Below are 21,064 nucleotides of genomic sequence, written 5' to 3'. Positions count from 1 at the left end.
CGGGTGACTGAGACCCCCACGAACAGCTACCGCGACGCCGGTGTCGACACCGCCGCGGGCGACCTCGCCGTCGAACTCATGAAGTCGGCCGTGTCGGCAACGCACGGACCGGGGGTCGTCGGCGGTGTCGGCGGTTTCGCCGGCCTCTTCGACGTGTCGTTTCTGAAGGAGTTCCGCAAGCCCCTGCTCGCGACATCCACCGACGGGGTCGGAACCAAGGTCGCGATCGCCCAAGCCATCGACAAGCACGACACGATCGGCATCGACCTCGTCGGCATGGTCGTCGACGACATCGTGGTGGTGGGCGCGAAACCGCTCGTCATGACCGACTACATCGCGTGCGGCCGGGTCGAGCCCGCCCGCATCGCCGACATCGTCGCGGGGATCGCCCGCGGATGCTCCGCCACCGGAACCGCTCTCGTCGGCGGCGAGACCGCCGAGCACCCCGGCCTCCTCGGGCCCGACGACTACGACGTCGCGGGTGCGGCGGTCGGGGCCGTCGAAGCCGACGAGTTGCTCGGAGCCGACCGCGTGGGCGACGGCGACGTCGTCGTGGCGATGGAATCGTCGGGGCTCCACAGCAACGGGTTCTCCCTCGTGCGCAGCATCCTCCGCACCGCGGGCCTCGAGTTCACGGCGCACTCCGACGACCTCGGGGGAATGGTCGGCGAGGTGCTGCTCGAGCCGACGCGCCTCTACACGACGCCGCTGCTCGACACGATCGCGCAGCATCCGGGCGCCATTCACTCGCTCAGCCACGTGACCGGCGGCGGGATCGCCGCGAACCTCGCGCGTGTGCTGCCGCTCGGCTCGTGGGTCGAGGTGGAACGGTCGACGTGGTCGCCCGCGCCCGTGTTCCAGACTCTCGCCGAGATGGGGTCGTTCACGCTCGAGAGTGTCGAGGGCACCTGGAACCTCGGGATCGGGATGTTCGCGGTCGTCGACGCTCGCGCCGCCGACGCGGTCGTCGCGACGCTCGGGGCCGCAGGCATCCGCTCGTGGGCGGTCGGTTCGGTCTCGACCGCGGCGCATCCGCTCGACGGGTTCGAGCAGGGGGCCAAGGGTGTCGACGGCGGGGCCGTGAAACTCGTCGGCACCTATTCGTAGGCTGCGGTCGCCGCAGACAGATACCGTGGACCCATGGCCGACCAGCAGATCCCGAACCAGAACCCGTATCAGCAGCCCTCGGGGCCGGCCTATCGGCCCGAGGCGTACGGCGCGCAGCCGCCCCGCGGTCTCAGCATCGCGAGCCTCGTCATCGGGATCGCCTCGTTCTTTCTCGGGTTCACGTTCATCGTGCCGATCATCGGGTTCATCCTCGGCCTGCTCGGTCTCAAGCGTGAGCCGGCCGGTCGCGGGTTCGCGATCGCGGGCATCTGGATCAACATCGCGATTCTCGTGGTGACGATCGTGCTCACCCTGCTGCTCATCGCCTTCATTGGGGTGCCGCTCTTCGCGCTCATCCCGTACCTCCTCGACACCGGCAGCTTCACCGCCTGACCCCGCCGCGCGCCACCCCTCGCCGCGCGCTACCCGCCGCCGCGCGCACAACCCGCCCCGAATGAACGCAATTTCCGCGAGCGTACGTCGGATACGACGGCCGCTCGCGGAAACGAGGGACAATCGGCGGCGCGGGGTTGCGCACGGGGAGTCAGGCCGCCGAGGGCAGCCGGATGACGGGCGCGGCGTGCCGCACCCGCACTAGCGCCTAGGCGCTCTTCGACTCCGGTGCGTCGTCGTCGGTGTCGACAGCCCAGCGGTCGACGTAGAGGTCGTCGGCGGAATCATCCGCCTCGTCGGGCTCGGGGGCAGCAACGGTGTCGGCCCACTTGTCTTCGTAGTCCGGCTCGGCGTCTGACGGGTGCGTCAGTTCACGCTCGAGGGCGTTGTAATTGGTGTTCGGGCTGAAATACTTCAGCTCACGGGCAACCTTGGTGTGCTTTGCCTTCTGGCGACCGCGTCCCATGGGTGACCCCCTTACGATTGCAGCCGAGCGCAGACGGCGCGGGGCAGTGGCCAACAGGAAAGCTAAAATCTACCGTCACTTTAGCACCACTGACCGGTCATCCCGGCCGTCGTTCACAGTCTCGCGGCCGCTTCAAATGTGGGGCACTATCGTGGGCTCGTGCCCTTCGAGTTGCCCCGCCGCGAGGTCGTCGTCATCGGTGCGGGGCAGGCTGGGCTCGCCGTGACCTACTTTCTCCAGCGTCTCGGGCTTTCGCCCGCGCACGACATGCTCACCCTCGATCGCGGCCCCGGTGCGGGCGGTGCCTGGCAGCACCGGTGGAGCGATCTGCGCATCGGAACGGCCCACCGCATCAACGACCTCCCCGGCATGTCGGAGCTCGGCCTGAGCTTCGAGACCGCCGACCGCAAGGCGCCGGCGAAGACCGTCGTCGCCGACTACTACGCGCGATACGAAGAGCATTTCGGGCTCCAGGTGCACCGCCCCGCGACCGTCACCTCGGTCGTCGACGAACGCGACGACCTCGTCGTGGCCTTCACCGACGACGACGGCGACCACGAGGTGGTGGCGGATGTCGTCGTCAACGCGTCGGGCACCTGGGGATCGCCGTTCATGCCCTACTACCCCGGCTACTCCACGTTCTCGGGGCGCCACGTGCACACCGCCGACTACCGCTCGGCGTTCGACTTCGCCGGACAGAGCGTCGTGGTGGTGGGCGGCGGAACGTCGGCGGTCGGGTTTCTGCTCGAACTGGAGCGGCACGCATCCGACCTGCTCTGGGTGTCGCGTCGACCGGTGCAGTTTCTCGCGCCCGGCGACGACGACCTCGAGGGCCGACTCGCGGCGGTGCGGATGCAAGACGAGGCGGCGCGGGAGGGGCGCCCGCTTCCGAGCATCGTGAGCGGCACGGGCATCGCGACCACGAGACGCATCGCGGCGGGCATCGATCGGGGCGTGCTGGTCGCCTACCCCATGTTCACGCGCATCGAACCGGAGGGCGTGCTGCTGCCCGACGGCACCCTGCATCGCGCCGACGCGATCGTGTGGGCGACCGGGTTCCGGCCCGAGGTGCGTCACCTCGCGCCGCTCGGGCTGCGGGAGGCGGCGGGCGGGTTGCGCGTGCGCAACGGGGTGTCGGAATCCGACCCCCGCGTGTTCTTCGCCGGCTACGGCCCGAGCGCGTCGACGATCGGCGCCAACCGGGCCGGTCGGTCGGTGGCGCGGCACGTGGTTGCGGCTCTGCACCGGGACGGTTCGCGCGCGGAGTGACCCGGCGCGCGGAAGAGGGTCTCGCGAGAACCCTTGCGCGCGAGCATCCGACACCGCTAACGTGCAACCAAATGGTTGTACATGAATTGAGCGACACCGAGGTGGACCGCATCTTCCAGGCGCTGGCGGATGCGACGCGCCGCGACATCGTGAGCAAGACGATGGCGCGCGCGGCGTCCGTCTCGGAGCTCGCGCAGCACTACGACATGAGTTTCGCCGCCGTGCAGAAACATGTCGCCGTGCTCGAGCGGGCCTCGCTCGTCACGAAGGAGCGTCGAGGAAGGGAGCAACTCGTGCACGGCAATGCCGAGGTCCTTCGCAAAGCCGCGACGCTCCTCGACGCATACGAACAGATATGGCGCGACCGCGCCGCCCGAATCGGAGACCTGCTCTCCGGCCCCGAAGGAGGAACGGAATCATGACCGTCATCAGCGCAACGAAAGACCCCGAGGCCCTGACCCTCACGTTCGTGTGCGAGTTCGACGCGAGCGTCGAGCGCGTGTGGCAGATCTGGGAGGACCCGCGCCAGCTCGAGCGCTGGTGGGGTCCGCCGACCTACCCCGCGACCTTCGTCAAGCACGAGGCCGTCGTGGGAACGCAATCGCACTATTACATGACCGGCCCCGACGGCGAGAAGATGCACGGCTGGTGGCTGATCACGGATGTCGACGCCCCGCACCTCTTCGAGTTCGACGACGGGTTCGCCGACGAGAACGGCAGCCCCACGGGCGACCTCGGCTCGACCCACGGTGCCGTGGTGATCGAGCGCGCGGGCGGTGGTTCTGGCGACGATTCGGGCGACAGCGCCGGATCGGGGAAGACGGTCATGACGATCTCGTCGAAGTTCGACTCGCTCGAGCAGCTCGACCAGATGGTCGAGATGGGCATGGAAGAGGGGATGCGCGAGGCGCTCGGCCAGGCCGACGAGATCCTGGCGGGGTAGGGGAATGGTAGGGGCGGGGTAGCGGGGTCGGCGAGCACCCCCGCCCCGGCCCGCTCCGGCCCGCTCCGCGCGACGTCAGCGGCTGCCCGTATTCTGCGGGAATGGGTGCGCGCACGTGCGAAGTGGTTCGCCGTGACGGCACGGTGTGCGCCGCGCCGGTCGACGACGCCGCGCCGTTCGCCGCGTGCATCCGCCACCTGCTCGACGCGCACGACTGGGTGGTCGGCGAGCTGGGCGTCACCGACCTGCTGCCGTCGCCGTGCCTCGCGTGCGGGTCGCGGTTGGGGGTGCAATTCCGCTCCGGCTGGATGTGTGCGATCTGCGAGTGGCGCTACGGCGAGACGCCCGACGGCGCGGCGTCCGACGGGCACGCCGCCTCGGCGCGGGTGGATGTCGTCTACTACGTGCGTTTCGGCGACCGCATCAAGATCGGCACGTCGGGCAATCCGCGCGTGCGATTTCAGGCGCTGCCCTACGACGAGGTGCTCGCCTTCGAGCTCGGAGATCGGATGCTCGAGCAGCGGCGCCACGCGCAGTTCGCGTCGTGGCGCATCCCCCGCACCGAGTGGTTCGAGCGCAGCGACGAGCTCGACGCGCACGTGGCGGCGCTCGCCGCAGGGGTGAGCGACCCGTGGGCGCTCTACGCGCGGTGGCGCAGCGAACGGCTCGCGCTGCGGGGGTAGCGGCGGTCGCTGTCGCCTGGCCGGCCTCCCTTTCCGCCACCTCGCCGCCTCGCCACCTCGCCGCCTCGCCCCACCGCCCGCGCCACTGTCACCCCCGCCCCCTAGGCTCGCCGCATGCTGACCACCCTCGCCGTCGCCGGCTACCGTTCCCTCTGCAATCTGGTCGTTCCGCTCGAACAGCTCACCGTGATCACGGGCGCGAACGGCAGCGGCAAGTCGAGCCTCTACCGCTCGCTCCGCCTGCTCGCGGCGACGGCCCGCGACGGCGCCATCGCTGCCCTGGCTCGCGAGGGGGGTCTCGCGTCGACCCTCTGGGCGGGGCCGGAGCGGCCCGGCGGCGGCGCAGGCAAACGCTCCACCCCGATCGCGCTCAAGCTCGGGTTCGCGAGCGACGACGACGGCTTCGGCTACGCGATCGATTTCGGCATCCCGACACCGTCGGCGCACACGATGTTCAACGACGACCCCGAGATCAAGGCCGAGAGCGTGTGGAGCGGGCCGATCCTCCGCCCCGCGACCCTGCTCACCGAGCGCCAGAACTCGCTCGTGCGGTTGCGCGGCGACGAGGGGTGGAGGCGGCACGAGCGGTCCCTGCCGCTGTGGGCGAGTGTGCTCGGCGAGGTCGCCGACCCGGCGACCGCTCCCGAGCTGCTCACGCTCCGCGACATCCTGCGGTCGTGGCGGTTCTACGACTCGGTGAGAACGGATGCCGACGCCCCCGCCCGGCGGTCGCCCGTCGCCACTCGCACCCCCGTGCTCTCGGGTGACGGCGCGGACCTCGCCGCCGCACTGCAGACGGTGCGCGAGCTCGGCGACCCCGATCGGCTCGACGACGCGATCTCGGCGGCCTTTCCGGGCAGCCGGCTCACGCTCACGCCGGCCGACGGCGGGTTGAGCCTCGGCTTGCGGCAGCCGGGGTTGCTGCGACCGTTGACGGCGCCCGAACTCTCTGACGGAACCCTCCGCTACCTCGTGTGGGTCGCCGCCCTCCTGAGCCCGCGCCCCGCCCCGCTCCTCGTGCTCAACGAGCCCGAGACGAGCCTGCACCCGTCACTGCTCGAGCCTCTCGCCGAGCTCATCGCCGGGGCGTCGAGCGACTCGCAGATCGTCGTGGTGTCGCACGCGGCGCCGCTCGTCGACGCCCTTGCAGGCCAGGGCGCGTTGCGGCACGAGCTCGAGAAGCGCAACGGCGAGACGGTGGTCGCCGGGCGTGACCTGCTCGACCAGCCCGCGTGGAAGTGGCCTTCGCGGTAGTCGGTCAGTCCGGTCGGGTCACGACCGTTTCCAGATCGAGACAAAGAACCCCCCTGAGCTGGCCCGACGCGCTGCTACTCTCCGAGCAAGGGTCGTTCAGTGACGGTTGATCAGTTTCTTCACTGCGATCCCGAGCCCTGCGGTCGGGTGCAACCGTTGCCGCGGGCATCCGACTTCTCGCCCGTATCTCTCAGCAAGGACGCCATGTCGAAGAAACCGTTCTGGCGCCGCGTGGTCGCCACGTCTGCTGCCGCCGCGCTCTCTCTGGGAGGGGCTCTTCTGGTTGCCGCTCCCGCGCAGGCGGCGCTCGGCACCCTCGCGATCGTGTCGCCCGCCGACGGCAGCACCGTCGAGTCACGCGCCTTCGACATCACCGGCACCGGCACTGCGGGCGCAGGCATCGGAGCCGAGACCGCGGACGGCACCGTTCTCGGGGCAGCGATCGTCGAGACGAGCGGCGGCTGGACTCTCCCGGTGACTTTCGCGCCGGAGGCCGAAGTCGCCCAAGAGATCACGATCGTTCAGGTCGACCCCGACAACCCGCTCGACCCCGAGCCCGACACGATCGTGCTCGACGTGGTGCTGCCCGAGGAGCCCGTCGTGCCGCCCGCACCCGCTCCTGCAGGCGAGATCGTCATCACGTCGCCGACGGATGGCGCGACGACAGAGTCTCGCATCGTTCTGGTCACCGGCACCGCTCCCGTCGGATCCGCTGTGTCGACGGCGCTCAACGGAGCTTTCTCCTCACAGATCGTCGGGCCCAGGGGTGATTGGCGGTTCTACATACCCTTCGGGATCGATGACCCCGGCACCGCCACCATCACCGTCACGGGGACCGACGCAGACGGGGCCGACCTGTTGCCGGGCGAGGTCACGATCACAGTGCCCTCGATGCTTCCTGCGCCGACCATCGAGTCGCCCAGCGACGGCGCAGTGGTTCACGGCGACACCGTTGTGTTCTCGGGCACAGGGACGCCGAATACTTCGGTCTCTCCTAACTTCGAGGCGACCGACGAGGCAACGCAACGGGCGGTCGACGAAGCGCTTTTCGAGGGCGACCTTCCCTACGAACCGGTCGGTGCTTCGGTGGCGGCAGACGGAACCTGGAGCATCGAGTGGCCTCTCCCGGCTGGGTCCTATGTGGTTTCGGCCGCCCACGTCGAATTTGCCGGATTCGCGTTGGACGTCTCTCCGCCGTCGGAAGAGCACAGCTTCTCCGTCGTGTCCGCTGCAGCCGTCGACCCGGCTGGCTCAGGCGCGCCGACGCTGGCCGCGACCGGTGCCGCCGCACAGGGTGGTGTCGAGCTCGGCGCTGGTCTGCTGCTCGTCGGCGGGCTGCTCCTGCTGCTCAACATGCGTCTGCGTCGGCAGGGTGTCGCGGCCGCGGACGCTGTCCGCCCGCTGTAGCCGCAACTCCTTCCGTCACCGGATTGCAGGAGTTTCTGCGGTCGGGGGCGCAGATTCTCCTGCGAGGGGTGCGTCTTCAACAGAAACTCCTGCACCACGGATGTCTGCGCCGAGCGCCACGCCCGCGCCCGCGCCCGTCGCCCTCGCCCCACGCGCCCTCGCCCCGCGCGCACCCACCCCACCAATCTCCGGCACCGCGAACCACGGGATCGTGCGCCCCACCATCGGCCCGATGAGCAGCGCGAACGCGAGCGTGCCCACGCCGACGACCCCGCCGAGCGCCCACCCGATCGCGAGCACCGTTCCTTCGATGGCGGTGCGCACGATCCACAGCGGAACGCCCCATCGCCGGTGGATGCCGGTCATGAGCCCGTCGCGGGGGCCCGGGCCGAAGCGAGCACCGAGGTAGAGACCGGTCGCGAGGGCGAGGAGGGCGAGTCCGCCCGCGAAGAGGAGCGCCGACATCCACAGCTCGGGAGGGTGGGGGAGCACCGCGAGCCCGACTTCGGCGCTCGGTCCGATGATGAGCACGTTGGCGACGGTGCCGATGCCGGGGCGCTGGCGGATGGGGATCCACAGCAGCAGCACCGCGGCGCCGACGAGGTTGGTGACGAGCCCGAAGGAGAGGGTGGTCTGCAGGGCGATGCCTTGGCTCAGCACGTCCCACGGCGAGGCGCCGATTCCCGCGCGCACCATCATGGCGATGGCGAAACCGTAGAAGAACAGTCCGACGAGCAGTTGGAGGATGCGGCGCACGAGCAGAAGGGGCATGAGACAAGCCAATCTGCGTATTGGCCTTACGGCAAGGGTCCACTTTGGCTACTGTGGCCTTATGGCTACCGGCGCTGCGACCGTGTCCGCGAGGGCCCTCGACGCCCTGCTCACCCAGTGGCGCTCGACCGCTCCCGCCTATCAGGCGCTCGCCGACCGCATCCGACTTCTCGTGGTCGACGGACGCATTCCGGTCGGCTCGCGGCTGCCCGCCGAACGCGACCTCGCGGCCAGGCTCGGGGTCAGTCGCACCACGATCACGGCGACCTACACGGCGCTGCGCGAGTCGGGCCACCTCGAGAGCGTGCGCGGTTCGGGCAGCGTCGCGCGCATGCCCACGCACGCCCCGGCGCCGATCGAGGGGGCGAGCAGCGGCTTTCTCGACTTCAGCAAGGCGACCATGCCGGCGATCCCGAGGCTCGCGGATGCCGCGGTGCGGGCCGCACGCGACCTCCCCGCCTACCTGGGCGAGTCGGGCTTCGATCCCGTGGGTCTGCCGCGCGTGCGGCAGGCGATCGCCGACCGCTTCGCCGCGCGTGGACTGCCGACAGACGCCGACCAGATCATGGTCACGATCGGCGCTCAACACGCGATCGCCCTCCTGAGTCGCGTGATCCTGGGCCGCGGCGACCGCGCCCTCGTGGAGTCGCCGAGCTACCCCCACGCGTTCGACGCCCTGCGCGGTGCGGGGGCGCGGCTCGTTCCGGTCGGGGTCACGAGCGACGCCGGCTGGGATGTCGACGGCCTCGAGCAAGCGCTCAACCGCTCGAGCCCGGCGCTCGCCTACGTCATGCCCGACTTCCACAACCCGACCGGGCGCGTGATGCCCGCCGACCAACGCGAACGGATGCTCGCGCTCGCCTCGCGCAACGGAACCGTGGTCGTCGCCGACGAAACCATGGCCGAGCTCGCGATCGACGAGGTCGACCAGCCGCTGCCGCTCGCCGCCTACGGCCCCGCGGTGCTCGTCGGTTCGCTCGGCAAGACCGTGTGGGGCGGGGTGCGCATCGGCTGGATCCGCGCCGAACCCGACCTCATCGACCGCCTCGTGCGGGCGCGGTCCGCGGGCGACCTCGGCACCCCCGTGCTCGAGCAGCTCATCGCCGCCGAGATGCTCGGCGAATACGACGAGATCCTCGCGGTGCGGCGCGACCACCTCGCGGCGGGGCGCACGCGGCTCGAGCGTGCGCTCGGCGACGCGTTTCCCGAGTGGACCGTGCCACACGTCACCGGCGGTCTCACCACGTGGGTGGGGCTCGGTGCGGCGGTCAGTTCGCAGCTCACCATCGCGGCCCGCTCTGAGGGTCTGCTGCTCGCATCCGGCCCCCGGTTCGGCATCGACGGCGCGTTCGAGAGGTTCTTGCGCGTGCCTTTCTGCTACCCCGAGGGCGAGACGGATGCCGCGGTCGCTGCGCTTTCGCGGGCGTGGACGGGTCTCGGCAGACATCCGTTCCCTCAGCGCGACGCGCTGCTCGCCGACGTCGTGTGATCGCCCGACACCGCTGACCGCTAGGCTCGACGCGCCCGCGACCCCTGAGGAGACCTCGTGACCGACCCCAACGTCTACCGCAACACCCCTCCCGGCCCCCGACCGGTGCCGGAGGGAACCTCGGTCTCGACGCCCTACATCTGGGCCATCGTCTTCGCGCCGCTGCTCGTGCTGCTCCCCCTGCTGCTGTGGGATGTGGAGGGCTACATGACCGAGGTCATCGACTCGTCGATGTCGACGACGGCCATGCCTACCTACCTCTTCGACCCCGGCTACCTCGCCCTGCAGGGGGTGAGCCTCGTGGTGTGGCTCGGCTCGGTGCTGCTCGCGTTCTTCGACTGGCGCGAGCTCAAGCGTCGCGACGTCGACCGCCCGTTCCACTGGGCGTGGACCTTCCTCGGAGGCCTCGTCTACGTGATCGGACGCTCGATCATCGTCCACCGCCGCTCCGGCACCGGGTTTGCGCCGATGTGGGTCGCAATCCTGGTCACCGTGCTCGGCACGATCGTGTCGATGTGGGTGACGGTCGGCGCGATGGCGGCCGCGTTCACGAACATCACGTTCGGGCCCTGAGGTAGGGCTGGGGCCTGGCCTGGCCTGGCCTGGGCTGGGCTGGCCTGAGGCTGCGCTGCGGCTGTAGGCGCGGGATGCTGCGGGCGAGCCTGTCGCGAAGGCAGGAGTTTCCGGTCCGAGGGTGACTATTTGTCCTGCACTTCGTGCTTCGGCCCCGTTTCTCCTGCAATCCCGCCGCCCCGCCCCGCCCCGCCCCGCCCCGCTACACCCCGCTACACCCCGCGCCGCACCCGAAGCACCGCGTCGACGAGGGTCACGCGCTCGCCGTCCGGCCCGGTGACCTCGCGGTCGACCTGCGCGCACGTCTCGACGGTCCACCCGTCGGGGAGCGCGAGCGACGCGAGCACGTCGTCTGCCGTGGGCAGCGGGAGCGCGTCGTGATCGTGCTCGCGGTGGCTCGACCACGGCGGAAACGCCCCGTGCCCGACCACGAGCAACCGGCCGCCCGGGGCTACTGCCGACGCCGCCCGACGCAGAATGTCGTCGCGGGGCAACTCGACGGGGGAGTGCAGAAACGCCGCCGTCACGAGGTCGAACTCGCCCGTCGGATGCCACGCCGCGAGGTCTGCCTGCACCCAGGTGATGCGGTCGGCGAGTCCGTCATGCGTGGCCTTCGCTGCTCCCACCGCGAGGGCGGTCGCCGAGATGTCGAGGGCCGTGACCGTCCACCCGTGGGCGGCCAGCCACAGGGCGTCGCCGCCCTCCCCGCTGCCGAGTTCGAGGGCGCTACCGGGGGTGAGCTCCGCAACCTCGCGCTCGACCGCCGCGTTCACGCGCCCGCTCCACACCTGCCCGCGCTCGCCGCGGTTGGCGACGTAGCGGGCCTCCCAGAACTCGGCGGGATCGGTGACGCCCTCCGGGTTCATGCCGGTCGGGTCGCCGTGACCGTTCGCCTGGCCGTGCGCGTGGCCGTTCGCCTGGCCGTGCGAGTGCTGCCCGTTCGCCTGGCCGTGCGACTGCTGCCCGCGCGAGCGATCGTGCTCGTCGTGTTCGTGCGTCTGATCCATGGTCGTCAGTGTCCCACCGCGGCAGGGGTGCCGACGCCCGCAGACGCCGCGGCGACCCTCTCGGTCGCGGCCGCGACATCCTCGGCGATGAATTCCCCGTTGATCGCGAGCGCCGCCATGGCCCCCGACCCCGCCGCGATGGGCACGAGCGCCCCGGGGTTGCCCGCGTTGCCGACCGCCCAGACGCCCGCGACGCTCGTGCGCCCGAAGGCGTCGACGCTCGTCCACGGGCCGAAGGGGCCGTCGACGCGGTCCGCGCCGAGCTGCCGCAGCGGTTCGTCGAGTGCAACAGGGCTGGGCTCGGCGAAGATGACGTCGACCGGCGCAACCGTGCCGTCGGCGAGTTCGAGCCCGGTGATCGTGTCGCCGTCGGTGACCACACGCGTGACGGCGCGGTCATCCAGAACGATGCCGCGCTCCTCGAGAATCAGGCGATCGGTCTCGGCAACCGGTCCGACGAGCCCGGTGAACGCCGTCACGGTGCTCGAATACGACCGCAGCATGTGCGCCTTGTGCAGCCCGGCGACGGATGACGCGAGCACCCCGATCGCGCGATCGCGCGCCTCATATCCGTCGCAATAGGGGCACGCGACCACGCCTCGACCCCACTGCTCGGCGAGCCCGGGCACGTCGGGCATGACGTCGCGGATGCCGGTCGCCACGATGAGGCGGCGGCCGGTCGCGCGGTCTCCGCCGTCGGTCACGACCTCGAAGCCGTCGTCGATAACGCGGGTCTCGGTGACGCTCGCGTTCACGATCACGCCGTCGACCGCGCGCACCTCGCGGTAGCCGTCCGCGACGAGGTCGAGGGGGGAGTATCCGTCGCGGCTCAGCACGCCGTGCATGTGCGGGGCGAACCGGTTGCGTGGCTGCTGCGCGTCGAGCACGAGCACGCGGCGGCGGGCCCGCGCGAGGATCAGCGCGGCACTCAAGCCCGCGGTGCCGCCGCCGATGATGATCACGTCCCAGTGCTCGGCGGAGATGGGGGCGGATGCTGCAGAGGAGAGGTCGTCGTTCGTCATACCTTCAGCGTGCCCCTGCGCTACACTCTCAGCAACTATCGGTGCCGAAACGGCAAGAACGGAACGCCCATGCCCGACCCCGCTGTCTCTCTCATCGGTCCCCGTCTCAAGAGCTGGCGCGAGAAACGCAGCATGACCCTCGCCGAGCTGTCGGAGACCACGGGGATCTCGTCGAGCACCCTCTCGCGTCTCGAGGCCGGAAAGCGCGCGCCGAACCTCGAGCTCGTGGTGCCGATCGCCCGCGCGCTGCGCCTCGAACTCGACGACATCGTGCCCCGCGTGGCACCCGACCCGCGCGTCAAGCGCGTGACCAAGAAGATGGGTGGCGCGACCTACGAGTCGCTGTCGCCCGAGTCGAGCCCTGTGCAGACCTACAAGATGACGCTGCCGGCGAACCCCGGGGGCGCCACGGAGGTTCCCCACCCGCAGGTGCACGACGGGCAGGAGTGGGTCTACGTGCTGTCGGGCCGTCTCCGGCTCGTGCTCGGCGAGCAGGAGGTGACGCTCGGCGCGGGCGAGGCCGCCGAGTTCGACACGCGCGTTCCGCACTGGCACGCCGCGGTCGGCAACCAGCCCGTCGAGCTGCTCTCCATCTTCAGCAAGGAGGGCAAGCGCATCCACATGAGGGCCCGCCCCGCCGGCCGTTGAGGCACCCCGGGTCGCGGGGCTCGCCGAAGCGCCCGCCCCGCGGCATCCGTCTCCGCGGTTGTGCAGGAGTTTCTGCGCCCCGAACGCCCCTCGCAGGAGAAACGGCACCCCCGCACCCCCCAGACTCCTGCGTTCCCGCCCGCTCAACCGACAGGCCACCAATCGCGTAGCAACGACCGCCCCGCAGTCGGAGCTTGTCAGACGCGCAAGACTGGACGCATGGATCCCAACTTCTTTCTCGTGGCCATCCTGCTCGTGGTGCTTTTCGCGAGCATCAGCATCGTCGGTGCGCTGCACCGCATCCGTGATGCGACGGAGAAAACTCTGGCGCTTCTCCAAGGTCAAGTGTCAGACGGGAAGCTGCCTCAGTAGGTTCGACAGCGGCGAGCCGAGGGTGCTCAGGACAGCGGATGTGGGCCGCGAGCTCCCCTTGCCGCGAATGACGTCTCGGCGCTGAATCGAACCTCCGCGAGCATCCGCCACCCCTACTCGCCAATACATCCCCGCCGCTTGTGCAGGAGTTTCTGCGCCCCGAACGCCCCTCGCAGGAGAAAACCGCAGTCTGGACCCCGGAAACTCCTGCATCCCGGCGGAGGAGGCGGGCCGCAGCCGGCCTCAGTGACGCGGATGCGAGCCACCCGCGCCGCGGTTCTGCAGGAGGTTTTGTCGTCCCCGCGCTGTCTGCAGGAGGTTTTTCCACCCGCCCTTCGCGATCTCCTGCATTCCGGCGCGAACCCGCACACCCGCACATTCCCGCCCCCACACCCGCACGCCCCCGCACAGCACACATCCCCCTCCAGACGGATGCCCCCTCCCAGGCCGAGGTGCCACACTTGCCGCGGGGCACTGTGCTGTGCTCTCTCGCTCGTGCGCCGCACCCGCGGCGTACCGTCGCCTCCGGGAGCCTCACGGTGCATTTTCTTTCTGTGTTCAGCCTGCGCAACCGCGCGCTGATCGCGCTCGTCACGATCGTGGTCGGCATTTTCGGTTCGCTCGCCCTCACGAACCTGAGGCAGGAGCTCATTCCGTCGGTGTCGTTCCCGCAGCTCGTGGTGGTCACGTCATACCCGGGTGCGTCACCCGATGTGGTGAACACGGATGTGAGCATCCCGATCGAGACGGCGATTCAGGGTGTTGCGGGGCTCGAAGACACCACCGCGACATCCAACACGAACATCTCGACGGTGTCGGCGTCGTTCGAGTACGGCACTGACATCGTGATCGCCGAGCAGCGGGTGACGCAGGCGATCAACCGCATTTCGTCGCAGCTTCCCGATGACGTCGACCCGCAGGCTCTCAGCGGCAGCATCGACGATCTGCCGGTGATCCAGCTCGCGGTCACGAGCGACCTCCCGGGCGAGGAGCTCGCGAATCTGCTCGAGAGTTCGACGATCACCGACATCCAGGGCATCGACGGCGTTCGTGAGGCCGACCTGCTGGGCGCGGCGACGCAGCGCGTCACGATCACCCCCGATGTCGCGGAGATCACCGCGGTGGGGGCCTCGAATCAAGACATCCGTGACGCCCTCGACAACAACGGCACCCTTCTGCCTGCCGGCGAGATCACCGAAGACGGGTCGACTCTCACCGTGCAGACGGGAACCCGGCTCGCTTCCGCCGACGAGCTGCGCGCTCTGCCCCTCGTGGGTGTGACGACGCCGGGCGGTGCCGCCGTGACGATTGCGGATGTCGCGACCGTCGACATCGTCGACGACCCCGTCACCGGCATCTCGCGCGTCAACGGTGAACCGTCGCTCACGATCGCGGTCACGAAGACGCCCGCGGGCAACACCGTACAGGTGTCGGAGGCGGTGTCGGAGCTCGTTCCGGAGCTCGAGGAGTCGCTCGGCAGCAACACCCAGTTCACGGTCGTGTTCGACCAGGCACCGTTCATCGAGCAGTCCATCGAGTCGCTCGCGACGGAGGGTGCGCTCGGGCTCGTGTTCGCGATCCTCGTGATTCTCGTGTTCCTGCTGTCGGTGCGGTCGACTCTTGTCACCGCGATCTCGATCCCGGCCTCGATCCTCATCACCTTCATCGGCATGCAGGCGTCGGGCTACACGCTCAACATCATCACGCTCGGCGCGCTCACGATTTCGATCGGTCGCGTCGTCGACGACTCGATCGTCGTGATCGAGAACATCAAGAGGCACCTGACCCTGGGTGAGTCGAAGATGGTGGCGATCACGTCGGGCGTCAAGGAGGTCGCGTCGGCCATCACCGCGTCGACGGTCACGACGATCGCCGTGTTCCTCCCGCTCGCGCTCGTCGGAGACATCACGGGCGAGCTCTTCCGTCCGTTCGCGCTCACGGTGAGCATCGCGCTCGCGGCGTCGCTCTTCGTGTCGCTCACGATCGTGCCCGTGCTCGCCTACTGGTTCTTGCGCACGCCGAAGGTCGCGAAGCACGCCGACAAGCCCGTCGTCGAGACGAGCGAGGCCGGCACGGCTGCCGACGGCGAGGCGGTCGTGCACCACGAGGAGGAGGTCACACGACTGCAGAAGGGGTACCTCCCGATCATCCGCTGGACTCTCGCGCGCCCCGTCGCGACCCTGCTCATCGCCCTGCTGGTGCTCGGGGGCACGGCTGCGCTCGCGCCGTTCCTCAAGACCAACTTCATCGGCGACAGCGGCCAGAACACCCTCACCGTCACGCAGACGCTCCCCGACGGCACGAGCCTCGACGAGCAAGACGCCGCGGCGAGCCAGGTCGAGGATGTGCTTCTCGACATCGATGGCGTGGATGTCGTGCAGCTCTCGCTCGGCCAGAGCAGCGGCTTGCTCTCGCAGTTCGGTGGCGGCGGTGACATCAGCTACTCGATCACGACCGACCCCGATGTCGACCAGGAGCAGTTGCAGGCCGACGTGCGCGACAGGATCGCCGAGGTGGATGGCGCGGGCGAAGTGTCGCTCGAGACCGCGGCGAGCGGGTTCGCGTCATCCGACATCGAGATTCTCATCACGGCGACGGGATCGGATGACCTCAACGCGGCGTCGGACGAGGTGCTCGCCGTCATGCGCGACCTCGACGTCACCGCCGAGGCGACGAGCGACCTCGCGGCCGAGCAGCCCTACATCGCCGTCGACGTGGACCGCGCGGATGCCGCGGCCGCGGGTCTGAGCGAGATCGCCGTCGGAGGCATCGTCGCCGAGGCGAAACTGCCTGCCGCAGTGGGCAGTGTCGTGATCGACGAGACGACCCTCTCGATCTACATCGACAACGAAGACGCCCCGACGACCGTGGAGGAGCTGCGCGACTTCGTGATCCCGAGCGCGACCGGTCCGATTGCGCTGTCGGATGTCGCGACGGTCGAGGAGGTCAACGGGCCCGCGAGCATCACGACCATCCAGGGCGTGCGCGCGGCGACGATCAGCATCACGCCGAACGGCGACGACGTGGGTGCGGCATCCACCGCGGTCACGGAGGCGCTCGACGGCGTCGACCTGCCCGCGAGTGCGAACGCCGAGGTCGGCGGGGTCACGGCCGAGCAAGACGACGCGTTCCAGCAGCTCGGTCTCGCGCTGCTCGTGGCGATTCTCATCGTCTACGTCGTGATGGTGGCCACCTTCAAGAGCTTGCGCCAGCCGCTGCTGTTGCTCGTGTCGATTCCGTTCGCGGCGACGGGCGCGATCATCTTGCAGGTGGCGACCGGCATTCCGCTCGGGGTGCCGTCGATCATCGGTGTGATCATGCTCATCGGAATCGTGGTGACGAACGCGATCGTGCTCGTCGACCTCATCAACCAGTACCGCGAGCGTGGTCTGAAGACCGGTCAAGCGGTGATCGAGGGGGCGTCGCGTCGTCTGCGGCCCATTCTGATGACGTCGGCGGCGACGATCTTCGCGCTTCTGCCGCTCGCGTCGGGCATCACGGGCAGCGGCGGGTTCATCTCGCAGCCTCTCGCGATCATCGTGATCGGTGGCCTCGTGTCGTCGACGATCCTCACCCTCGTGGTGTTGCCGACCCTCTACTACCTCGTGGAGGGGGCGAAGGAGCGGCGCGAAGACCGCCGCGCAGCGAAGGCTGAGGCCGAGAACGCCGATACCGCGAAGGCGTCGACCACGGCCACGTTCTAGAAGACAGCGCCCGAAGGAGACGCACCAGGATGATGACTGGAGTGCTGCGCGCCCTGCTCGTGCTCTGGGCGATCGCGTGCGTCTTGGCGATTCTGGTGCCGGTGCCTCTCGACCTGCTGATGGCCGACGACCTGTCGGGGTGGGCGAGGGCGCAGCAGTTGGTGGCCTACGCGATGATGGCGGCGCGGTTCGACCTGCTGACGAACGTGCTGATGTTCGTGGTGCTGGGGTGTCTGCTGGCTCTCTGCTCGAGAGCCCGCTTCTGGCTCGTGACACCGATCTACTGCTTCCAGTTCTCGGTTCTCATCGAGGTCGTGCAGTTCTTCTTTCTCGACCGCAGTTTCGCTTCGTGGCTGCATGTCGTCGCCAATCTCGTCGGCGGTGTTCTCGGGGCCTACGTCGTGCACGCCGCGCGGGAGCGTCGAGCGAAGAGGAGCCTGTCGACGTCGACCGAGGTGGAGCGGTTCAGCGGCGAGCAGCAGAGCCGAACCGGGCCCAGGCCCTGAGCCCCTATCGCCTCACCGGGCCCGCTGCGTCGGCGCGGGCAGCGACCGCCTAACCCGGCAGGCGGTGGCGGTTCTTCGCGACCCAGCGGTAGACGATCTTCGAGAAGAACCGCACGGGTTGCCTCACGATGAGCCGCCCGGCCACCCTTGCGGCGCCGCCCCGGGCGACCATTGCGTGGGCGATCGCGTCGGGGCCGCCGTGCACGACTCCGTCATCGTCGATCCAGTGTGCGGCGTTCGACACGTCCTCGTGCGTGAGGCCCCACCGGGCGAGGTCATCGACGCCCTGCCAGGCTCGCTTTTCGAAGCCCCCGCGGGTGTGGAGCCACCGCGCGGTCGCCGTGCAGAATCCGCAGTCGCCGTCGTAGAGCAGGGTGGGCATGGTCGAATGCTAGTGGGCCGCCGCGCGCGCATTGTCGCACTTTCGGGCCTGGGCCGAAGGTCCCTGTTGCGGGCTCCCGTGCGCTGACACACTGGCCCCATGACTGTCACCGGCACCACCAAACTGGCCATCGTCGGCGCGGGCAGCGTGGGTTCGTCGCTCGCCTACGCCGCGCTCATCCGCGGGTCTGCCCGCGAGGTCGCCCTGTTCGATGTGAACGGCGAGAAGGCGGATGCCGAGGTGCTCGACCTCGCTCACGGCACCCCGTTCATCGGCTCGTCGCACATCACGGGCGGGGGCGACATCGATGCGCTGGCCGGTGCCGACATGGTGGTCATTACGGCGGGCGCGAAGCAGAAGCCGGGCCAGACGCGGCTCGACCTCGCGGCGACGAACGCGGGCATCCTCGAGTCGCTCATGCCGCAGTTGCTCGAGCGCGCGCCAGACGCCGTGTTCTTGCTCGTGACCAACCCGTGCGATGTGCTCACTGTCGTCGCCCAGCAGATCGCACAGCTGCCGCCGGGCCGAGTCTTCTCGTCGGGCACAGCGCTCGATTCGTCGCGCTTGCGCTGGCTCATCGCCGAGCGCGCCGGCATCGCGGCGAGCAGTGTGCACGCCCACATCGTGGGGGAGCACGGCGACAGCGAGTTCGCTCTCTGGTCGGGGGCCCGTATCGGCCCGACCCCGATTCGCGAGTGGACAGACAGCGACGGCGAGGTCGTGTTCACCGAGCCGGTGCTCGAGCAGATCCACCACGACGTGGTGAACGCCGCCGAGCGCGTGAGAGCGGGCAAGGGCGCCACCAACTACGCCATCGGACTCTCGGGGGCGCGCATCGTCGAGGCGGTGCTGCGCGACGAGCGCGCCATCATGCAGGTGAGTTCGGTGCTGGAGAACTACCGCGGTGTCGACGGCGTCGCGCTGAGCGTGCCCTCGATCGTGGGCGCCTCCGGTGTGGAGCGCGTGCTCGATGTGCCGATGGATGGCGGCGAGCTTGAGCAGTTGCACGCGTCGGCGGATGCACTTCGCGCTGCTGTCGACACTGTGCGCCGCTGACGAGAGCGAAGCTGAATGCGGGAGATGCTTTGCGGACGCCACGTCACTGGTCGCGCTCTGCGATGCGAACCCACTCACCTCCAGGCCGTAGGTCGACGGTGTCCCGAAACGTTGCGCGTTGACAGGGTCAGGCGAGGGAGGTGTGTTGCGCGCGCGGGGGAGTCTCGGCTGGGCGCAGCCGCTTTTCCGCCGGGCGCTCGACTGCTTTGTGAAGTACCCCAGCGGCGAATGTGCTCACGATGAAACTCACACTCCCCGCAAGTGCCACCGTGACTAGAGAGTCCCCGAAAAGTCCGAGCCTCGTTGCTGCCTCGATGACCAACAGATGCACGAGATAGAAGGCGAAAGACCACTGGCCGAGTACAACAAGCACCCGTGCGTGGAGGAGGGAGTTCCCTCCGGAGATGTCGAACTGTGCAGCGGCCACGATCAGAACGGTGAGCGGGAGGACCGTCATTGCGACGAATCCGATTTCCTGGGGGAGGAATGCGACCTTTCCTGGGATACTCGCCGACGCGTATCCCAGGAGTGCAGTTGCTACGCCGACTCCGAGCGGGATCCTTGGAATCGCCCCGCGAGACACCAGCACAGCAGCGCTCACTCCGATAGCGAACTCTGGGAGCCGTGCAACCGGGAAGTACTCGGTGAGCCAGATCGCCGACTGAAGATCGAGAAGAGTCGAGAAATACGCGACCGTGAAGATTGCGACGACTGATCCAATGAGGACAACGTAGAGGTCGCGATCGCGCAGCCTGCGAAACGTTGAGAACAGTAACGGAAATGTCAGGTAAAAAAGCAATTCGCACGAGAGCGACCAGCTCACCGAATTTATCGAGAGAAACACGGCTTGATCCGGAACCCAGGACTGCAACAGCAACAGGTTACCGACGGCCGTAAGCGGATTGACCGGCTCACCGAGCGCCAGGAGCAGCGTGAGCGCAATAAGCCAAGTCACCGCGTGACTAGGCCAAACGCGGGCGAAGCGCCGCTGATAAAACCGGGCCTTGGTGTCACCGTCGCGCTGTGACCACGCGAGCACGAACCCGCTAAGAATAAAGAAAAAGGACACGCCGATATTGGCGTGGAGCAGAAGCGACGCAGCAAGCGTCGCGTTGGCATCCTGAAGCGCAGGCACGAGATGACGAAGGAATACGAGAAGCGCTGCAAAGAACCGCAGGCTGGTGAGCGAGTCGAGGCGCATAGCCCTAGATGTTTCCCCCATGGCGTGAATGCTAGTCCCGCGCATTCCGGTCATCGGCACGCCACTCACGTGAGAACCTGCTCGGGCACTCGCTCTCGTCTGGCCAATGAACCAATCGCTGGCAGGCGAACGGTGCCGCGCCGCATTCCGAGCCAATTCGATGGCCCGCGACAGCGTAGGCTCCGGCGTTAGCTGGCGATTTCTCGACGTCGGCTCTCCTTGTGAAGACGGGCAGCATGGTTCACGCCTTTCGCACCCTGCTCGGCCTCTATGCGCTCTGCTGCCTGGCGATAGTGCTGTGGCCCACGCCGGTCGACCGGTCATTCGTGAGCGAGTTGCTCGACATCATCGCCGTTTTGCAGCAGTCGGGCCTCGAGTTCATCACGTACGACCGCGTCGAGTTCCTCGCGAACGTGGCGATGTTCATCCCCCTCGGAGCTCTCGGGGTGCTGTCATTCCCCCAGGTCAGTTGGTGGTTCGCTCCCATCGTGGCCCTCGGAGTCTCGATGTCGATCGAGCTGGTGCAGTTCATGCTCTTGGCCGAGCGTTTCGCTTCCTACGCAGACGTGGGCGCCAATGTGTCAGGCGCCATCATCGGGTCAGCGGTCGCCGCTAGTGGGTGATGGGTCCGCCGGCGTCCTGCAGAAAGTCATCCGGATGCTCCGCGGCACCGCAACCGCGATCATTTTCCAGTCGCCTGACTTGAGCAGCGCGAGGGCGCGGCGACCATTGCCCATCAATGGGTCCCATCCCCGCCGACTGTGAGACCTTTCTTCTGCATGTGCCGCAAACGGGCCGCAACGGCCAGGCG

22 protein-coding genes are annotated in these 21,064 nt (G+C 68.8%); 16 read left to right on the top strand and 6 right to left on the bottom strand.

The features are described 5' to 3' along the window. The first annotated feature begins 3 nt into the window (after positions 1–3). Together purM and ACLHG5_RS09615 are read left to right on the top strand one after the other, a co-directional pair. Positions 4–1,107, top strand: coding sequence for a phosphoribosylformylglycinamidine cyclo-ligase (purM, locus tag ACLHG5_RS09620; RefSeq protein ID WP_411318617.1), 1,104 nt, complete (start codon positions 4–6; stop codon positions 1,105–1,107). Positions 1,108–1,140: 33 nt separating this feature from the next. Further along, the gene (locus ACLHG5_RS09615; RefSeq protein ID WP_411317006.1) at positions 1,141–1,500 is read left to right on the top strand and encodes a DUF4190 domain-containing protein; all 360 of its coding nucleotides are present in this window, start codon (positions 1,141–1,143) and stop codon (positions 1,498–1,500) included. Between the two features lie 208 nt (positions 1,501–1,708). On the opposite strand, the gene ACLHG5_RS09610 is transcribed toward ACLHG5_RS09615, so the two are convergent. After that, a complete protein-coding gene (locus ACLHG5_RS09610; RefSeq protein ID WP_411317007.1) occupies positions 1,709–1,966 on the bottom strand; it encodes a DUF3073 domain-containing protein in 258 nt (85 codons plus the stop codon). A 159-nt stretch (positions 1,967–2,125) separates the two neighbouring features. Between ACLHG5_RS09610 and ACLHG5_RS09605 the strand changes: the two genes are divergently transcribed. From ACLHG5_RS09605 to ACLHG5_RS09580, 6 genes are all read left to right on the top strand, one after another. Next, complete coding sequence (locus ACLHG5_RS09605; RefSeq protein ID WP_411318616.1) at positions 2,126–3,235, top strand: NAD(P)-binding domain-containing protein; 1,110 nt, start codon at positions 2,126–2,128, stop codon at positions 3,233–3,235. 71 nt (positions 3,236–3,306) lie between these two features. Further along, positions 3,307–3,657 (top strand): ArsR/SmtB family transcription factor, encoded by a 351-nt coding sequence (locus ACLHG5_RS09600; RefSeq protein ID WP_411318615.1) that lies wholly within the window; start codon positions 3,307–3,309, stop codon positions 3,655–3,657. Further along, positions 3,654–4,178: an SRPBCC family protein gene (locus ACLHG5_RS09595; protein ID WP_411318614.1), complete on the top strand. Its 525-nt coding sequence runs from the start codon at positions 3,654–3,656 to the stop codon at positions 4,176–4,178. Before ACLHG5_RS09600 ends, ACLHG5_RS09595 begins: the two co-directional genes overlap by 4 nt. A 101-nt stretch (positions 4,179–4,279) precedes the next feature. Then, entirely contained in the window at positions 4,280–4,861 is a 582-nt protein-coding gene (locus ACLHG5_RS09590) for a GIY-YIG nuclease family protein (protein WP_411318613.1), read from the top strand. Positions 4,862–4,975: 114 nt separating this feature from the next. After that, entirely contained in the window at positions 4,976–6,115 is a 1,140-nt protein-coding gene (locus ACLHG5_RS09585; protein ID WP_411318612.1) for an AAA family ATPase, read from the top strand. Positions 6,116–6,319: 204 nt separating this feature from the next. After that, positions 6,320–7,522 (top strand): Ig-like domain-containing protein, encoded by a 1,203-nt coding sequence (locus ACLHG5_RS09580; RefSeq protein ID WP_411318611.1) that lies wholly within the window; start codon positions 6,320–6,322, stop codon positions 7,520–7,522. 15 nt (positions 7,523–7,537) lie between these two features. On the opposite strand, the gene ACLHG5_RS09575 is transcribed toward ACLHG5_RS09580, so the two are convergent. Then, positions 7,538–8,293 carry a YczE/YyaS/YitT family protein gene (locus ACLHG5_RS09575; RefSeq protein WP_411318610.1) on the bottom strand — a complete coding sequence of 252 codons (756 nt, stop codon included), beginning with the start codon at positions 8,291–8,293 and terminating at the stop codon, positions 7,538–7,540. 61 nt (positions 8,294–8,354) lie between these two features. Here ACLHG5_RS09575 and ACLHG5_RS09570 point away from each other — a divergent pair, with 61 nt between their 5' ends. Together ACLHG5_RS09570 and ACLHG5_RS09565 are read left to right on the top strand one after the other, a co-directional pair. Next, entirely contained in the window at positions 8,355–9,782 is a 1,428-nt protein-coding gene (locus ACLHG5_RS09570; RefSeq protein ID WP_411318609.1) for a PLP-dependent aminotransferase family protein, read from the top strand. Positions 9,783–9,839: 57 nt separating this feature from the next. After that, a complete protein-coding gene (locus ACLHG5_RS09565; protein ID WP_411317016.1) occupies positions 9,840–10,355 on the top strand; it encodes a hypothetical protein in 516 nt (171 codons plus the stop codon). A gap of 212 nt (positions 10,356–10,567) precedes the next feature. Here the strand turns inward: ACLHG5_RS09565 and ACLHG5_RS09560 are convergent, their stop codons facing one another. Further along, positions 10,568–11,362, bottom strand: a complete 795-nt coding sequence (locus ACLHG5_RS09560; protein WP_411318608.1) for an SAM-dependent methyltransferase — start codon at positions 11,360–11,362, stop codon at positions 10,568–10,570. Positions 11,363–11,367: 5 nt separating this feature from the next. Further along, positions 11,368–12,384: an NAD(P)/FAD-dependent oxidoreductase gene (locus ACLHG5_RS09555; protein WP_411318607.1), complete on the bottom strand. Its 1,017-nt coding sequence runs from the start codon at positions 12,382–12,384 to the stop codon at positions 11,368–11,370. A gap of 69 nt (positions 12,385–12,453) precedes the next feature. Between ACLHG5_RS09555 and ACLHG5_RS09550 the strand changes: the two genes are divergently transcribed. The 4 genes from ACLHG5_RS09550 (at position 12,454) to ACLHG5_RS09535 (ending at position 17,614) form a co-directional block, all read left to right on the top strand. Next, a complete protein-coding gene (locus ACLHG5_RS09550) occupies positions 12,454–13,032 on the top strand; it encodes a helix-turn-helix domain-containing protein (RefSeq protein ID WP_411318606.1) in 579 nt (192 codons plus the stop codon). 219 nt (positions 13,033–13,251) lie between these two features. Next, on the top strand, positions 13,252–13,404 hold the full coding sequence (locus tag ACLHG5_RS09545; RefSeq protein WP_411317020.1) for a hypothetical protein: 153 nt from the start codon (positions 13,252–13,254) through the stop codon (positions 13,402–13,404). Between the two features lie 539 nt (positions 13,405–13,943). Beyond that, positions 13,944–17,108, top strand: a complete 3,165-nt coding sequence (locus ACLHG5_RS09540) for an efflux RND transporter permease subunit (RefSeq protein WP_411318605.1) — start codon at positions 13,944–13,946, stop codon at positions 17,106–17,108. 29 nt (positions 17,109–17,137) lie between these two features. Then, positions 17,138–17,614 (top strand): VanZ family protein, encoded by a 477-nt coding sequence (locus tag ACLHG5_RS09535; RefSeq protein ID WP_411318604.1) that lies wholly within the window; start codon positions 17,138–17,140, stop codon positions 17,612–17,614. A 49-nt stretch (positions 17,615–17,663) separates the two neighbouring features. Here ACLHG5_RS09535 and ACLHG5_RS09530 read toward each other — a convergent pair whose 3' ends face one another. After that, entirely contained in the window at positions 17,664–17,996 is a 333-nt protein-coding gene (locus ACLHG5_RS09530) for a thiol-disulfide oxidoreductase DCC family protein (protein WP_411318603.1), read from the bottom strand. Positions 17,997–18,095: 99 nt separating this feature from the next. Between ACLHG5_RS09530 and ACLHG5_RS09525 the strand changes: the two genes are divergently transcribed. Continuing rightward, on the top strand, positions 18,096–19,052 hold the full coding sequence (locus ACLHG5_RS09525) for an L-lactate dehydrogenase (RefSeq protein ID WP_411318602.1): 957 nt from the start codon (positions 18,096–18,098) through the stop codon (positions 19,050–19,052). Between the two features lie 127 nt (positions 19,053–19,179). On the opposite strand, the gene ACLHG5_RS09520 is transcribed toward ACLHG5_RS09525, so the two are convergent. Beyond that, entirely contained in the window at positions 19,180–20,274 is a 1,095-nt protein-coding gene (locus ACLHG5_RS09520; protein WP_411318601.1) for an acyltransferase family protein, read from the bottom strand. A gap of 215 nt (positions 20,275–20,489) precedes the next feature. Between ACLHG5_RS09520 and ACLHG5_RS09515 the strand changes: the two genes are divergently transcribed. Beyond that, positions 20,490–20,876 (top strand): VanZ family protein, encoded by a 387-nt coding sequence (locus tag ACLHG5_RS09515; protein ID WP_411318600.1) that lies wholly within the window; start codon positions 20,490–20,492, stop codon positions 20,874–20,876. Positions 20,877–21,064 lie beyond the last annotated feature (188 nt).

Origin of the sequence: Marisediminicola sp. LYQ85 (assembly GCF_046600695.1) — a bacterium.
GTDB lineage: Bacteria > Actinomycetota > Actinomycetes > Actinomycetales > Microbacteriaceae > Marisediminicola.
This window is presented reverse-complemented; position numbering and strand designations above follow the sequence as displayed.

Excerpts from the sequence above, each read along its gene's own strand:
- ACLHG5_RS09590 (WP_411318613.1), top strand. The coding sequence starts at position 4,280 with ATGGGTGCGCGCACGTGCGAAGTGGTTCGCCGTGACGGCACGGTGTGC.
- ACLHG5_RS09515 (WP_411318600.1), top strand. The coding sequence starts at position 20,490 with ATGGTTCACGCCTTTCGCACCCTGCTCGGCCTCTATGCGCTCTGCTGC.
- ACLHG5_RS09595 (WP_411318614.1), top strand. The coding sequence starts at position 3,654 with ATGACCGTCATCAGCGCAACGAAAGACCCCGAGGCCCTGACCCTCACG.
- ACLHG5_RS09530 (WP_411318603.1), bottom strand. The coding sequence starts at position 17,996 with ATGCCCACCCTGCTCTACGACGGCGACTGCGGATTCTGCACGGCGACC.
- ACLHG5_RS09535 (WP_411318604.1), top strand. The coding sequence starts at position 17,138 with ATGATGACTGGAGTGCTGCGCGCCCTGCTCGTGCTCTGGGCGATCGCG.
- ACLHG5_RS09525 (WP_411318602.1), top strand. The coding sequence starts at position 18,096 with ATGACTGTCACCGGCACCACCAAACTGGCCATCGTCGGCGCGGGCAGC.
- ACLHG5_RS09580 (WP_411318611.1), top strand. The coding sequence starts at position 6,320 with ATGTCGAAGAAACCGTTCTGGCGCCGCGTGGTCGCCACGTCTGCTGCC.
- ACLHG5_RS09560 (WP_411318608.1), bottom strand. The coding sequence starts at position 11,362 with ATGGATCAGACGCACGAACACGACGAGCACGATCGCTCGCGCGGGCAG.
- ACLHG5_RS09610 (WP_411317007.1), bottom strand. The coding sequence starts at position 1,966 with ATGGGACGCGGTCGCCAGAAGGCAAAGCACACCAAGGTTGCCCGTGAG.
- ACLHG5_RS09520 (WP_411318601.1), bottom strand. The coding sequence starts at position 20,274 with ATGGGGGAAACATCTAGGGCTATGCGCCTCGACTCGCTCACCAGCCTG.
- ACLHG5_RS09555 (WP_411318607.1), bottom strand. The coding sequence starts at position 12,384 with ATGACGAACGACGACCTCTCCTCTGCAGCATCCGCCCCCATCTCCGCC.
- ACLHG5_RS09615 (WP_411317006.1), top strand. The coding sequence starts at position 1,141 with ATGGCCGACCAGCAGATCCCGAACCAGAACCCGTATCAGCAGCCCTCG.
- ACLHG5_RS09570 (WP_411318609.1), top strand. The coding sequence starts at position 8,355 with ATGGCTACCGGCGCTGCGACCGTGTCCGCGAGGGCCCTCGACGCCCTG.
- ACLHG5_RS09600 (WP_411318615.1), top strand. The coding sequence starts at position 3,307 with ATGGTTGTACATGAATTGAGCGACACCGAGGTGGACCGCATCTTCCAG.
- ACLHG5_RS09575 (WP_411318610.1), bottom strand. The coding sequence starts at position 8,293 with ATGCCCCTTCTGCTCGTGCGCCGCATCCTCCAACTGCTCGTCGGACTG.
- ACLHG5_RS09585 (WP_411318612.1), top strand. The coding sequence starts at position 4,976 with ATGCTGACCACCCTCGCCGTCGCCGGCTACCGTTCCCTCTGCAATCTG.
- ACLHG5_RS09545 (WP_411317020.1), top strand. The coding sequence starts at position 13,252 with ATGGATCCCAACTTCTTTCTCGTGGCCATCCTGCTCGTGGTGCTTTTC.
- ACLHG5_RS09550 (WP_411318606.1), top strand. The coding sequence starts at position 12,454 with ATGCCCGACCCCGCTGTCTCTCTCATCGGTCCCCGTCTCAAGAGCTGG.